The sequence below is a fragment of the Methylobacterium organophilum genome, assembly GCF_022179465.1.
Taxonomy (GTDB): domain Bacteria; phylum Pseudomonadota; class Alphaproteobacteria; order Rhizobiales; family Beijerinckiaceae; genus Methylobacterium; species Methylobacterium organophilum.
Map to the genome: position 1 here is coordinate 48,289 of NZ_BPQV01000017.1, position 13,591 is coordinate 61,879.

A 13,591-nucleotide genomic window follows, 5' to 3' on the forward strand; every position below is an offset into this window, starting at 1 on the left:
CGGGCGGATCGTTGCGGCTGATCGTCGAGAACCTGGCCTGCCGCCGCTCCGGGCGCCGCGTCTTCGAGCGCCTGTCCTTCGCGCTCTCCGACCGGGAGGCGCTGATGGTCACCGGCCGCAACGGCGCCGGCAAGTCGAGCCTCCTCGCCATGCTCGCGGGACGCCTGAAGCCCGCCTCGGGCACGATCCGCGTCGAGGGCGTCGGCGAGCGCACCCTGCCGGAATGCCTGCACGTGGTCGGCCACCGCGACGGGCTGAAGACCGCGCTGACCGCCGGTGAGAACCTCGCCTTCGCCCGCGATCTCCTCGGCGCGCCGACCCTGAGCCCCCGCGATGCGCTGGCGGCGCTCGGCCTCGCCCATGCCCTGGACCTGCCGGTCGGCTACCTCTCGGCCGGGCAGCGGCGGCGGGTGGCGCTCGCCCGCCTCCTCGTCTGCCGGCGCCCGCTCTGGCTCCTCGACGAGCCGACCGCCGCCCTCGACACCGCCTCGCAGGCCGTGCTGGCCGGCCTGATGGCGCGCCACCGGGACGAGGGCGGCCTGATCGTCGCCGCGACCCATCAGGCGATGGGGCTGGAGGACGCGACGGAGCTGCGCATCGCCCCCCCCGCCGCATCCGCCCCGGCCGACGCGGCGGCCTCGGACTGGGAGACCTGGTCGTGATCCGCGCCGTGGCGGCGCTGGTGCGCCGGGACCTCCTGCTCGCCGCCCGGGTCGGCGGCTCGGGGGCGCTTTCCCTCGTCTTCTTCCTGATGATCGTGGCGCTGGTGCCCTTCGCCCTGGGGCCCGACCTGAACCTGCTCTCGCGGATCGGCCCGGCGATCCTCTGGCTGGCCGCGGTGCTCGCGACGCTGATCGGGCTCGACCGGCTCTTCCAGGCCGACGAGGAGGACGGCTCCCTCGACCTGATGACGGGCTCGCCCGCCCCCGTGGAGCTGGTCGTGCTCGCCAAGGTGCTGGCCCACTGGCTGACCACGGGCCTGCCGCTCGCCCTGGTCTCGCCCCTGTTCGGCCTGCTGGTGGCGCTCTCGCCCACCGGCATGGGGGCGACCGCCCTGACGCTGCTCGTCGGCACCCCGGCGCTCACCTTCATCGGCGCGGTCGGCGCCGCGCTCACCGCCTCGATCCGCCGCGGCGGCCTGATCCTGGCGGTGCTGGTGCTGCCGCTGATGATCCCGACCCTGATCTTCGGCGTCTCGGCGAGCGAGGCCGCCCTCGGCGGCACCGTTCCCTTCGCCACGCCGCTCACGATCCTGGCAGCCCTCAGCCTGATTGCCGCGGTCATCGGCACGCTCGCCGCCGCCGCCGCCCTGCGCTGGTCGGAATAATAGGGCGGCGCGGAGGACGAGACGGCGGCAGCCAGGCGGACCAGATTTTTGTAAAGGCTCCGGAAACCGGGGGCAGCGATCCCGAGTTCCTGCCGCGACAACGACGAAGCTCGGCGGACCGGGGCGCTCGCCCCCCGGTGAACGCCGACCGCGCCCCCTCGACATCTCTGACGGCCGCTCCGCCGACCCGCACGCCACGGGCGCGGCCGGAACCGGGCCTGGAACGACACCGATGAAGCTCTTCAAGTGCCAGTCCTGCGGCAACGTCCTGTATTTCGAGAACCGCACCTGCGAGCGCTGCGGCCATCGCCTCGGCTATCTGCCGGAGATGGACACGCTCTCCGCGGTGTCGCCGGCCGGCGACAACAACTCCTTCACGCCCCTGGCCGCGCCTGAGACGCCGCGCTTCTTCTGCACCAACGCCCAGCACGACGCCTGCAACTGGCTGGTGCCGCCCGGCTCCACCGACGCCTTCTGCCTGGCCTGCCGCCACAACGGCATCGTGCCGGACCTGAGCGTGCCGGAGAACCTCATCCACTGGCGCGAGATGGAATTCGCCAAGCACCGGCTGATCTACTCGCTCCTGCGCTGGAAACTGCCCCTCGTGACCCGGGCCGAGGATCCCGAGCACGGTCTGATCTTCAACTTCCTGGCCGATCCGCCCAGCGCCGACGGGCCGAAGGTGATGACGGGCCATGAGAACGGCGTGATCACCATCGCCCTGGTCGAGGCCGACCCGGCCGAGCGGGAGAAGCGGCGCAAGGCCATGGGCGAGCCCTACCGGACCCTGCTCGGCCATTTCCGGCACGAGGTCGGGCACCATTACTGGGACGTGCTGGTGCGCGATGCCGGCAAGCTCGGGGCCTGCCGGGCCGTCTTCGGCGACGATTCGCAGGATTACGGCGCGGCGCTCAAGCGCCACTACGAGCAGGGCACGCCGCCGAACTGGCGGGAGAACTTCGTCTCGGCCTACGCCACCACCCACCCCTGGGAAGACTTCGCCGAGACCTGGGCCCACTATCTCCACATCGTCGACACCCTGGAAATGGCGAGCGCCTTCGGCATGCAGGTGCAGCCCCTGCTCGATTCCCACGGCGAACTCGCCGCACGGGTCGATTTCGATCCCTACCGGGCCGAGGGCATCCAGCAGATCATCGATGCCTGGCTGCCCTTCGTCTTCGCCATGAACAGCGTCAGCCGGGCCATGGGCGAGACCGATCTCTACCCCTTCGTGCTCGCGCCGCCCGTGGTGACGAAGCTCGGCTTCATCCACGACCTCGTGCACGGCCGGGTCTGAGCGGGCGCCCGCCTCGGCGGCGGACGCGCCGGAATGAAAGGGGAAAGGGGCGCGCGCGGCCGCGCGACGCTGGCGGCCAGATTCGAAACGTTCTATACGGGCGGCGGCTGCGCCGCGCGACCCCTCAGGGCGTCCAAACCGCCCCTCGCGCACCATCCTACCCGGGCACCCCCGGGGCGGCGCGCGCTCTTTGGAGCGCTTCCAGCCGAACACCTCGTGTGGCGCAGGTTATGCCTGCGCGTGTTCGCAACGCCAGCTTAGGATCCGACCCGCCGTGGCATCCCTCGACAGCTTCAAGGCCCGCCAGACCCTGACCGCAGGGGGCAAGACCTACACCTTCTATTCCATCCCCGAGGCGCAGAAGAACGGCCTGCCCGACGCGGCCGCACTGCCCTTCTCCATGAAGGTGATCCTCGAGAACCTGCTGCGCTTCGAGGACGACCGCTCGGTCAAGAAGGCCGACATCGAGGCCTCGGTGGCCTGGCTCGACAACCGGGGCACGGCCGAGACCGAGATCGCCTTCCGTCCCTCCCGCGTGCTGATGCAGGACTTCACCGGCGTCCCCGCCGTCGTCGACCTCGCGGCGATGCGCGACGCCATGGCCGCGCTCGGCGGTGACCCGCAGAAGATCAACCCGCTGGTGCCGGTCGACCTCGTCATCGACCACTCGGTGATCGTCGACGAGTTCGGCAGCCCGAAGGCGCTCAACGAGAACGTGGCGCTGGAATATGCCCGCAACGGCGAGCGCTACACCTTCCTCAAGTGGGGCCAGTCGGCCTTCCGCAACTTCTCCGTCGTGCCCCCGGGCACCGGCATCTGCCACCAGGTCAATCTCGAATACCTGTCGCAGACGGTGTGGACCAAGACCGAGGACGGCGCCGAGATCGCCTATCCGGATTCCCTCGTCGGCACCGATTCGCACACCACCATGGTCAACGGTCTGGCCGTGCTCGGCTGGGGCGTCGGCGGCATCGAGGCCGAGGCGGCGATGCTCGGCCAGCCGCTCTCGATGCTGATCCCCGAGGTGATCGGCTTCAAGCTGTCCGGCAAGCTGCCCGAGGGCACCACCGCGACCGACCTCGTGCTCACCGTCACCCAGATGCTGCGCAAGAAGGGCGTGGTCGGCAAGTTCGTGGAATTCTACGGCCCCGGCCTCGACGACATGGCGGTGGCCGACCGCGCCACGATCTCCAACATGGCCCCGGAATACGGCGCCACCTGCGGCTTCTTCCCCATCGATCAGAAGACCATCGACTTCCTGAAGGTCACCGGCCGCGCCGATGACCGCATCGCCCTGGTCGAGGCCTATGCCAAGGCGCAGGGGATGTGGCGCGACGCGCAGACGCCCGATCCGGTCTTCACCGACACCCTCGAACTCGACATGGGCACGGTGCGTCCGTCCCTCGCCGGCCCCAAGCGTCCGCAGGACCGGGTGCTGCTCGACGCCGCCAAGGCCGGTTTCGCCGATGCCATGGAGAAGGAGTTCAAGAAGGCAGCCGACATCGCCAGCCGCTACGCGGTCGAGGGCACCAACTTCGACATCGGCCACGGCGACGTGGTGATCGCGGCGATCACCTCCTGCACCAACACCTCGAACCCGAGCGTGATGATCGGCGCCGGCCTGCTCGCCCGCAACGCGGTCGCCAAGGGCCTGCGCTCCAAGCCCTGGGTGAAGACCTCGCTCGCCCCCGGCAGCCAGGTCGTCGGCGAGTATCTCGAGAAGTCCGGCCTGCAGGAGAGCCTCGACGCCCTGGGCTTCAACCTCGTCGGCTTCGGCTGCACCACCTGCATCGGCAATTCGGGCCCGCTTCCGGCCCCGATCTCGAAGGCGATCAACGACAACGACGTCGTCGCGGCCGCCGTCCTCTCGGGCAACCGCAACTTCGAGGGCCGCGTGAACCCGGACGTGCGGGCGAACTACCTCGCCTCGCCGCCCCTGGTGGTGGCCTACGCGCTCGCCGGCTCGCTGCAGATCGACATCACCACCGAGCCCCTCGGCCAGGGCGCGGACGGCCAGCCCGTCTACCTGAAGGACATCTGGCCCTCCTCCGAGGAGGTGAATGCCTTCATCGAGCAGAACATCACCTCGGCCCTGTTCAAGAGCCGCTACGCCGACGTGTTCGGCGGCGACGCGAACTGGAAGGGCGTCGAGGTGAAGGAAGCCGAGACCTTCGCCTGGGATGCGGGCTCCACCTACGTGCAGAACCCGCCCTATTTCGAGGGCATGGAGATGACGCCGGCCCCCGTGACCGACATCGAGGGCGCGCGCATCCTCGGCCTGTTCCTCGACTCCATCACGACCGACCACATCTCGCCCGCGGGCAATATCCGCGCGGCCTCGCCGGCCGGCGAGTATCTGCAGTCGCATCAGGTGCGGGTGCAGGACTTCAACCAGTACGGCACGCGGCGCGGCAACCACGAGGTGATGATGCGGGGCACCTTCGCCAATATCCGCATCAAGAACCAGATGGTGAAGGACGCCTCCGGCAACGTCGTCGAGGGCGGCTGGACGCTGCATCAGCCCTCGGGCGAGAAGATGTACATCTACGACGCCGCGCAGAAATACGCGGCGGAGGGCACGCCCCTCGTCGTCTTCGCCGGCAAGGAATACGGCACCGGATCGTCCCGCGACTGGGCGGCCAAGGGCACCAAGCTCCTCGGCGTCCGCGCCGTGATCGCCGAGAGCTTCGAGCGCATCCACCGCTCGAATCTCGTCGGCATGGGCGTGGTGCCGCTCGTCTTCCAGAACGGCGATTCGTGGCAGTCGCTGGGGCTGAAGGGCGACGAGACCGTCACCATCAAGGGCCTCGAGGGCGAGCTGAAGCCCCGCCAGACGCTCACCGCCGAGATCACCGCCGCCGACGGCTCGAAGAAGGAGGTCCCGCTGACCTGCCGGATCGATACCCTCGACGAGCTGGAATACTTCCGCAACGGCGGCATCCTGCCCTACGTGCTGCGCTCGCTCGCGGCGTAAGCGCACCCGTCTCGAACGATGCGGAAAGGCCTCCCTCCGGGGAGGCCTTTTTCGTTTCGGAGGTCGCGGAACCAGAAAGGGGCTTGCCGTCGATCCTGTTTCGATATATCTAAAAATACGACATATCGAAACAGGATCGAATCATCCCATGCATCCCCATTCCCATCACCGCCATCCCTCCGACTGCTTCTTCGCCCGCGAGGAGGGTCATGACGGACCTCACCATCACCGCATGCACCGCGAGGGGCCGGGCTTCGGTCCGGGCCGGTTCGGGCGCGGCGGACGGGGGGGCCTCGGTCGCTTCTTCGCCCATGGCGACCTGCGGCTCGTCATCCTCCACCTGATCGCGGAGAAGCCGCGCCACGGCTACGAGATCATCAAGGCGATTGAGGAGCAGGTCGGCGGCGCCTACAGCCCGAGCCCGGGCACGATCTACCCGACCCTGACGCTGCTCGAGGAGCTCGGCCACGTCACCGTCAGCGAGGGGGACGGCGCCAAGAAGCTGCACACCATCACCGAGGAGGGCCGGGCCTTCCTCGAGGCGCAGCGCGCCACCCTCGACCCGCTGCTCGCCCGCATGGCGGAGGCCGCGCGCACCCATGGCGGCGGCCCGGCCCCGCAGGTGGTGCGGGCCATGGAGAACCTGAAGCTGGCCCTGCGCCTGCGCCTCTCCCGCGGCCCGCTGAGCACGGACGAGATCAACGCCGTCGCTGCCGCCATCGACGCCGCCGCCACCGCCGTCGAGCGCAGCTGATCGGGCTCGACCGCGGCGGCGGGCGAGGGTAGGGCGGTCGCCGGACGTCAACAGGAGCGACCGACGATGATCCTCGAAATCGCGCAGATCGACGTGAAGGCCGGCGCGGAGGCCGCGTTCGAGGCGGGCATCGCCAAGGCCGCCGAGATTTTTCGCGCGGCCAAGGGCTGCCGCAGCTTCGCGGTGCGCCGCTCCGTGGAGAAGCCGCAGCGCTACCGCCTGCTGATCGAGTGGGAGACGCTCGAGGCCCACACCAAGGACTTCACCGGCTCCGAGCCGTGGAAGCAGTACCGGGCCCTCGTCTCCGACACCTTCGAGGCTCCCCCGCAGGTCGAGCACACCGAGCTGACGCTTCAGGCCTTCTGAACGATCGGCGCGGGCCATGGTTCTCCTGCCAGAGGAGAACCGCATGTCCGACGAGCACGGGAAACCGACCCGGGAGACGATCCGGCGGGCGGAACGGGACGGTCTGGCGGATCTGAGCGTCAATACCAGCCGGCGCCCGGCCGGCTCCCCGGCGGGCGGGCCGCCGGACGGACGCTCCGAGGGCAAGCCCGCCGCCGGCACGCCCGGTGGCGAGCCCCTGGAGGACCAGCAGGCGCCCCAGAGGCGCGGCTGAGCCGCTCCTCCGCACAGCGGCGTGACAGGAAGCCGGCGCGGGGCTAAGCCCGGCGCATGAGCCTGAACCGCCCCCTCCGCATCGGCACCCGCGGCAGCCCCATGGCGCTCGCCCAGACCGGCATGGTCCGCGACCGGATCGTCGCGGCCAATCCGGGCCTGGAGACCGAGATCGTCGTCGTCTCGACGGTCGCCGACCGGGTGCTCGACCGGCCGCTCTCCGAGATCGGCGGCAAGGGCCTGTTCACGAAGGAGCTGGAGCAGGCTCTGTTCGCGGACGAGGTCGACGTCGCCGTCCACTCGATGAAGGACGTCGAGACCTGGCTGCCGGACGGCCTCGTCATCGGCTGCATCCTGGAGCGGGACGATCCCCGCGACGCCTTCCTCGCCGCCTCCGAGGCGAAGGGCTTCGACGATCTGCCGCCGGGGGCGCGGGTCGGCACCTCCTCGCTGCGGCGGGGCGCTCAGGTGCTGATGCGCCGGCCCGACCTCCGGATCGTGCCCCTGCGCGGCAACGCCAATACCCGCATGCGCAAGCTGGAAGCGGGGGAATGCGACGCGACCCTGCTCGCCCTCGCCGGCCTGCAGCGTCTCGGCATGGAGAGCGTGGCCAAAAGCGTCCTCTCCGTGGAGGAGATGCTGCCCGCCGTGGCGCAGGGCGCCCTCGGCATCGAGTGCCGGGCGGGGGACGACCCGATCCGGGCATTGCTGGCTCCCGTGGCCTGCGCCACGACGACAACGGCGCTGGAAGCCGAGCGCGGTCTGCTCGCCGCCCTCGACGGCTCCTGCCGCACGCCGATCGCGGCGCTCGCCCGGATCGACGGCGACCGCCTGCATCTCGACGGCCTGCTCTTCCTGCCCGATGGCAGCCGCCACTGGGCCGTCACCCGCGACGGCCTCGCGGCGGACGCCGCCGCCATCGGCAAGGAGGCCGGCGAGGCCCTGCGCCATGCGGCGGGACGGACCTATACGGAACGGCTGCAGTAACGGGGAGACCTGCCGTCGGCGTCATCGGCTGGATGGCTGGGGCGGGAGGATTCGAACCTCCGTATGGCGGTACCAAAAACCGCTGCCTTACCGCTTGGCGACGCCCCATCGACGCGCGGGTCGGGCGTTGTCTAGACGGGGCCGGGGCCGCTGGCAACACGGGATCGGGCCGGCGATCGAACAGGAGGCCGGGATGGCGCGGGCAGGCGGGGCGGAGGGTGCGGCACGGGGCGTGGCCCTGGTCACCGGGGCAGGCTCCGGCCTCGGCCGGGAGGTCGCCCTCGGGCTGGCGCAGGCCGGCTGGCGCTTGGCCCTGGCCGGGCGGCGGCCCGAGCCCCTGGAGGCCCTCGCCGCCGAGATCGCGGGGCAGGGGGGCGAGGCCCTGGCGCGGCCGGCCGATGTCGGCGATCCGCAGAGCGTCGAGGCCCTGTTCGCCGAGATCGGCCGGCATTTCGGCCGGCTCGACCTCCTGTTCAACAATGCCGGCATCTTCACCCCGGCCGCCACCGTCGATGAGGTCCGGATCGAGGACTGGCTCGCCAGCGTGCAGATCAACCTCACCGGCGCCTTCCTCTGCACCCGCGCGGCCTTCGCGATGATGCGGGCGCAGAAGCCGCAGGGCGGCCGGATCATCAACAACGGCTCCATCGCCGCCCATGTGCCGCGGCCGATGTCGGCACCCTATTCGGCCACCAAGCACGCGATCACCGGTCTCACCCGCGCCACCGCCCTGGACGGGCGCGCCTTCGACATCGCCTGCGGGCAGATCGACATCGGCAATGCCGAGACCGACATGACCCGCGCCTTCGGCCAGGGCGCCCGGCAGGCGGACGGCTCGATCAAGCCCGAGGCGGTGATGGCGGCGCGCCACGTCGCCGAGGCCGTGGTCTACATGGCCGGGCTGCCGCTCTCGGCCAACGTGCCCTTCATGACCGTGATGGCGACGAAGATGCCCTATCTCGGCCGGGGCTGAGGCGCCCTTTTGCACCCTCCCGCGCGAGCGCGTATGAGGACGCGCGCTTCCCGCTGACTCTCCTCGAGGACGAGCGGCCGCCTTCCACCGGCGGCCGGTGCCCGCCATGCTGATGCAGACCGATCCCAAGCCCGCCGACCCGAAAGCCGATCCGGTCGCCCGGCGGCGCACCTTCGCGATCATCTCCCACCCGGACGCGGGCAAGACCACACTCACCGAGAAGCTGCTGCTGTTCGGCGGCGCCATCCAGCTCGCCGGCGAGGTGAAGGCCAAGCGCAACCGCGTCTCGACCCGCTCCGACTGGATGGGCATCGAGAAGGAGCGCGGCATCTCGGTGGTCACCTCGGTGATGACCTTCGAATACGGCGACTGCGTCTTCAACCTGCTCGACACGCCGGGCCACGAGGACTTCTCCGAGGACACCTACCGCACGCTCACGGCCGTGGATTCGGCGGTGATGGTGATCGACGCCGCCAAAGGCATCGAGGCGCGCACGCGCAAGCTGTTCGAGGTCTGCCGCCTGCGCGACATCCCGATCGTCACCTTCGTGAACAAGCTCGACCGCGAGGCCCGCGACCCGTTCGACCTCCTCGACGAGATCGAGAAGACCCTCGCCCTCGACGTGGCGCCGGTGACCTGGCCGATCGGCCTGGGCCGGAACTTCGCCGGCACCTACGAACTCGGGAAGGCCCGGGTGCGCCGCCTCGACGCGGCGGACGATGCCGGCACGCTCAGCGTCTCCGGTCCCGACGACCCGCTCTTCGACGAATTGCTGACCGAGAACGGCGCCGCGCAGGCCTGGCGCGACGAGGTCGAGCTCGCCGAGGGCGGCCTGAAGACCTTCGACCTCGCCGCCTTCCGCGAGGGCCACCTCACGCCGGTCTTCTTCGGCTCGGCGCTCCGGAATTTCGGCGTGCGCGACCTGATCGACGGGCTCAGTCGCTTCGCCCCGCCGCCGCGGGGCCAGGAGGCGGACAAGCGCACGATCGAGCCGACCGAGCCGAAGATGACGGGCTTCGTGTTCAAGATCCAGGCGAACATGGATCCGAACCACCGCGACCGCATCGCCTTCATGCGGGTCTGCTCGGGGCAGCTGAAGCGCGGCATGAAGGCCAAGCTCGTGCGCACGGGCAAGCCGATGTCGCTCTCGGCGCCGCAATTCTTCTTCGCGCAGGACCGGGCCATCGCCGACGAGGCCTATGCCGGCGACGTGGTCGGCATCCCGAACCACGGCACCCTGCGCATCGGCGACACGCTCACCGAGGGCGAGGAGCTGGTCTTCCGCGGCGTGCCGAGCTTCGCCCCCGAGATCATGCGCCGGATCAAGCTCACCGACGCGATGAAGGCCAAGAAGCTCCGGGAAGCGCTCCAGCAGATGGGCGAGGAGGGCGTCGTCCAGGTCTTCGTGCCGCAGGACGGCTCCCCGGCCATCGTCGGCGTGGTCGGCGCCCTGCAGCTCGACGTGCTGAAGGAACGGCTCCAGGCCGAATACGGCCTGCCGATCGACTTCGAGACCAGCCGCTTCAGCGTGTGCCGCTGGATCGAATCGGACTCCGAGGCCGAGCTCGACAAGTTCGTGAACGCCCATGGCTCGTCCATGGCGAGCGACCTCGACGGGGCGCCGGTCTTCATGGCGAGCACCGCCTTCTCCCTGCGCTACGAGGAGGAGCGCTGGGAGAAGATCCGCTTCACCGACGTGAAAGACTACCAGAAACGGGCGGCCTGACGCGTCGGCTCAGCCACGACGCTTCGATCGGAACCGAAGCGTCGCGGGCTGACCCGGGACACGACGACCGCCCCGCGCGTCAACAGCTCCGAGGATAGGGGGAATTCCGGCCGCGCCTTCCTGCCCTTCACCGTGGTGCCGGGTCTCGCCAACATCGTGGCCGGCCGCTGGTGCTCGGCGGCCTCGCCTTCGCCCCCGCCACCGCGGCCCCTGTTCCTGACGGGCGGCGCGCTCTCCGATCTCGCCCGGCAGGCCGGCCTGATCGGCGTCGCCACGGGGATCGGCACCGCAATGCCCTCGATGACCAGCCCCCTGCTGTCGCGGGTCCCGGCGGAGCGGGGCGGTGAGGCGGCTTCAGCCGAGCAGGGCCGCCTTGTCGACGAGAAGGGCCTTGGCGAGGTCGTCGAGCACCTTGTGCTCGCTCTCCGTGACGCCGCCCTCGTCGGCGACGTCGGCGGCGATCAGGAAGACGTGCTGGCGCTGCTCCAGGGGACGGTCGGCGATGGCCGAGACGAGGCGCAGGTTCTCGAGCCGCCCGGCGCGCAATTCGGCCCGGGCCAGCGCCTCGAACAGCTCCTTCTCGAGGGCCAGGGTGTCGTAGGATTTCTCCAGGATCGGGTTGGCGCGCATGCTGACCAGGGCGGCCTCGATCTCCTCCTCGTCGGTCTCCCCGTCGGCGACGATGACGTTGGCCGCGGCGGCCACCGCCGCCTGCATGAACGCCGTGTCGCCCGCGTAGGACATCACCGCCCGGTTGAAGCGGACGAGTGCATCCTGAAAGAACCCCATCCTGCCCTCCTCGCACTCTTCCGCGCCGGGATGCGGAGGCCCTCGGCCCGAGCATCTTAAGCGCGAATCGCGGCGCCTCCAGCGGGCCGAACCGCCTGCGGCGCGATTTCCATCGGCATTTGTGGCCTGCGCATCACAGGGCGGAGATCGGTTGGCCGCACACGCCGCCGGACCGCGAAAAATGCGTTCCCGGGCCGGAACCGAGTCCGGGATGCGCATTTGAATGCCTGGGATGAAGGCGGCACCCTGAAACGTGCGCGGCGTCATCCGCCCTTCAGCGACGGATGACGATCATGACGCAGACAACCGGTGCCACGGGTGCGCCTGCTCCCTCGCAGAAGTCCCTGCGCGGCCTCGACGCGCTGAACTTCTTCCTGGCCGACGTGCGCGACGGGCTCGGCCCCTACCTCGCCATCTACCTGCTCGCCGTGCGCGGACCCGAGCAGGGCTGGAACGAGGCCACGATCGGCCTCGTCATCACCATTTCCGGCATCGTCGGGCTGATCGCTCAGACGCCGGCGGGCGCCCTGATCGACCGAACCCGCCACAAGCGGGCCATCGTGATCGCCGCGGCGGTGGCGGTGACCCTGAGCTGTCTGGCGCTCCCCTTCGTCTCGAACTTCTTCCTCGTCGCCGCCACGCAATCGCTGGCGGGCATCGCCGGGGCGATCTTCCCACCGGCCCTGGCGGCGATCACGCTGGGCGTCGTCGGCCCGAAGATGTTCTCCAAGCGGATCGGCCGGAACGAGGGCTTCAACCATGCCGGCAACGCCGCCTCGGCGATGATCGCAGGGGCCAGCGCCTATTTCTTCGGGCCGATCGTGGTGTTCTGGCTGATGGCGATCCTCGCCGGCGCCTCGATCGTCGCCATGCTGATGATCCCGGCGGAGGCGATCGACGACGACCTCGCCCGTGGCCTCGACCACGCCGAGCAGCAGGGCGGCGAGCAGCCCTCCGGCCTGTCGGCGCTCCTGCAGAACCGCCACCTGCTGCTCTTCGCCTTGCTCTGCGCCGCCTTCCACCTCGCCAATGCGGCCATGCTGCCGTCCGTCGGCCAGTTGCTGACCAAGATCTCGGGCAAGGACCACGCGACCTCGCTCATCGCGCTCTGCATCGTCGCCGCGCAATGCGTGATGGTGCCGGTCGCGATCTTCGTCGGCGCCAAGGCGGATGCGATCGGCCGCAAGCCGATCTTCCTGGCCGCCTTCGGCTTCCTGGCCCTGCGCGGCGTGCTCTACACCTTCTCGGACAACCCCTTCTGGCTGGTGGGCGTGCAATGTCTCGATGGGATCGGCGCCGGCATCTACGGCGCCCTGTTCCCGATCGTGGTCGCGGACCTCACCCGCGGCAGCGGGCGGTTCAACGTGGCGCAGGGGGCGATCGCCACGGCGCAGGGCGTCGGTGCCTCGTTCAGCGCGACCCTGGCCGGCGTGATCATCGTCGGAGCCGGCTTCTCCGCCGCCTTCCTGGCCCTGGCGGCGATCGCCGCGGCGGGCTTCCTCGTCTACCTGACGCTGATGCCGGAAACCCGTGGCTTGGATCCCGCCCAGGCCAGCCGCGACGGCGGCGCGGGACCGATGCCGGCGGCCGCGGCGGCCTGACGATCCCCCGAAGATCCCGCGGCGCCCCTCGGCCGCGGGGCAGGAACGCATCCGCCCCCGGCCGGTTTGTCCCGGACTCTCCCGTACGGAGCCACGAGGAGTTCGGGATGCCCAGAGTTTCGCCTATTGCCGTGCTGGCCGGGATCTTCCTGTCCACGGCCGCCTATGCCCAGGACCCGTCCGTGCCGCAGAAGGGACAGGACACCGACCCCAAGCTGCCGCCGCCGAGCGAGCAGGTTCCGGAGAAGGTGAGACCCGAGACGGACGCGCAGAACAGGACGCTGAGCGACAAGCTCCGGGACTCAGACGGCGTCATCAAGCCGCCCTCCGAGGTCGATCCCGAGATCAAGACCATCGCACCGGAACCGAACCCGAATTCGATGCCGGTGATCAAGCCTCCGGGCAACGCGAAATAAGGCGTCACACCTTCGAGAAGCGGCGGCTTTTCACGGGATCGGACGGCTGGATTGCGCTCCCTCGCCTTGACCCGGGCGCAGGGATGGCCGAAGAGGCCCCGCAACCCACCCCGCCCCGGCCAATGCCGG

13 protein-coding genes and 1 tRNA gene are annotated in these 13,591 nt (G+C 70.2%); 12 read left to right on the forward strand and 2 right to left on the reverse strand.

Annotated elements, in window-relative coordinates:
- The first annotated feature begins 11 nt into the window (after positions 1-11).
- The 8 genes from ccmA to hemC all read left to right on the forward strand — a co-directional run bounded on the left by ccmA (position 12) and on the right by hemC (position 7,957).
- On the forward strand, positions 12-662 hold the full coding sequence (gene ccmA, locus MFF21_RS22535; RefSeq protein WP_238314585.1) for a heme ABC exporter ATP-binding protein CcmA: 651 nt from the start codon (positions 12-14) through the stop codon (positions 660-662).
- A complete protein-coding gene (gene ccmB / locus MFF21_RS22540; RefSeq protein ID WP_238314588.1) occupies positions 659-1,327 on the forward strand; it encodes a heme exporter protein CcmB in 669 nt (222 codons plus the stop codon). The genes ccmA and ccmB overlap by 4 nt, the downstream gene beginning before the upstream one ends.
- A gap of 232 nt (positions 1,328-1,559) precedes the next feature.
- A complete protein-coding gene (locus tag MFF21_RS22545) occupies positions 1,560-2,624 on the forward strand; it encodes a zinc-binding metallopeptidase family protein (protein WP_238314591.1) in 1,065 nt (354 codons plus the stop codon).
- A gap of 274 nt (positions 2,625-2,898) precedes the next feature.
- On the forward strand, positions 2,899-5,598 hold the full coding sequence (gene acnA, locus MFF21_RS22550) for an aconitate hydratase AcnA (RefSeq protein WP_238314593.1): 2,700 nt from the start codon (positions 2,899-2,901) through the stop codon (positions 5,596-5,598).
- A gap of 148 nt (positions 5,599-5,746) precedes the next feature.
- Positions 5,747-6,352: a PadR family transcriptional regulator gene (locus tag MFF21_RS22555; protein ID WP_238314597.1), complete on the forward strand. Its 606-nt coding sequence runs from the start codon at positions 5,747-5,749 to the stop codon at positions 6,350-6,352.
- A 66-nt stretch (positions 6,353-6,418) separates the two neighbouring features.
- Entirely contained in the window at positions 6,419-6,718 is a 300-nt protein-coding gene (locus MFF21_RS22560) for an antibiotic biosynthesis monooxygenase family protein (RefSeq protein WP_238314599.1), read from the forward strand.
- A 16-nt stretch (positions 6,719-6,734) separates the two neighbouring features.
- Complete coding sequence (locus MFF21_RS22565) at positions 6,735-6,971, forward strand: hypothetical protein (RefSeq protein ID WP_238314602.1); 237 nt, start codon at positions 6,735-6,737, stop codon at positions 6,969-6,971.
- A 56-nt stretch (positions 6,972-7,027) separates the two neighbouring features.
- Entirely contained in the window at positions 7,028-7,957 is a 930-nt protein-coding gene (hemC, locus tag MFF21_RS22570; protein ID WP_238314605.1) for a hydroxymethylbilane synthase, read from the forward strand.
- 33 nt (positions 7,958-7,990) lie between these two features.
- Here the strand turns inward: hemC and MFF21_RS22575 are convergent.
- Positions 7,991-8,065: transfer RNA gene (locus tag MFF21_RS22575), tRNA-Gln, on the reverse strand.
- An 85-nt stretch (positions 8,066-8,150) separates the two neighbouring features.
- Here MFF21_RS22575 and MFF21_RS22580 point away from each other — a divergent pair.
- Together MFF21_RS22580 and MFF21_RS22585 are read left to right on the forward strand one after the other, a co-directional pair.
- Positions 8,151-8,930 carry an SDR family oxidoreductase gene (locus tag MFF21_RS22580; RefSeq protein ID WP_238314609.1) on the forward strand — a complete coding sequence of 260 codons (780 nt, stop codon included), beginning with the start codon at positions 8,151-8,153 and terminating at the stop codon, positions 8,928-8,930.
- 106 nt (positions 8,931-9,036) lie between these two features.
- Positions 9,037-10,656, forward strand: coding sequence for a peptide chain release factor 3 (locus MFF21_RS22585; protein WP_238314611.1), 1,620 nt, complete (start codon positions 9,037-9,039; stop codon positions 10,654-10,656).
- Positions 10,657-11,010: 354 nt separating this feature from the next.
- Here the strand turns inward: MFF21_RS22585 and MFF21_RS22590 are convergent, their stop codons facing one another.
- Entirely contained in the window at positions 11,011-11,445 is a 435-nt protein-coding gene (locus MFF21_RS22590) for a tellurite resistance TerB family protein (RefSeq protein WP_238314614.1), read from the reverse strand.
- A 293-nt stretch (positions 11,446-11,738) separates the two neighbouring features.
- On the opposite strand from MFF21_RS22590, the gene MFF21_RS22595 reads away from it, so the two are divergent.
- Both MFF21_RS22595 and MFF21_RS22600 read left to right on the forward strand, forming a co-directional pair.
- Positions 11,739-13,046, forward strand: a complete 1,308-nt coding sequence (locus MFF21_RS22595) for an MFS transporter (RefSeq protein WP_373325081.1) — start codon at positions 11,739-11,741, stop codon at positions 13,044-13,046.
- Positions 13,047-13,153: 107 nt separating this feature from the next.
- Entirely contained in the window at positions 13,154-13,462 is a 309-nt protein-coding gene (locus MFF21_RS22600) for a hypothetical protein (protein ID WP_238314619.1), read from the forward strand.
- Positions 13,463-13,591: the final 129 nt, after the last annotated feature.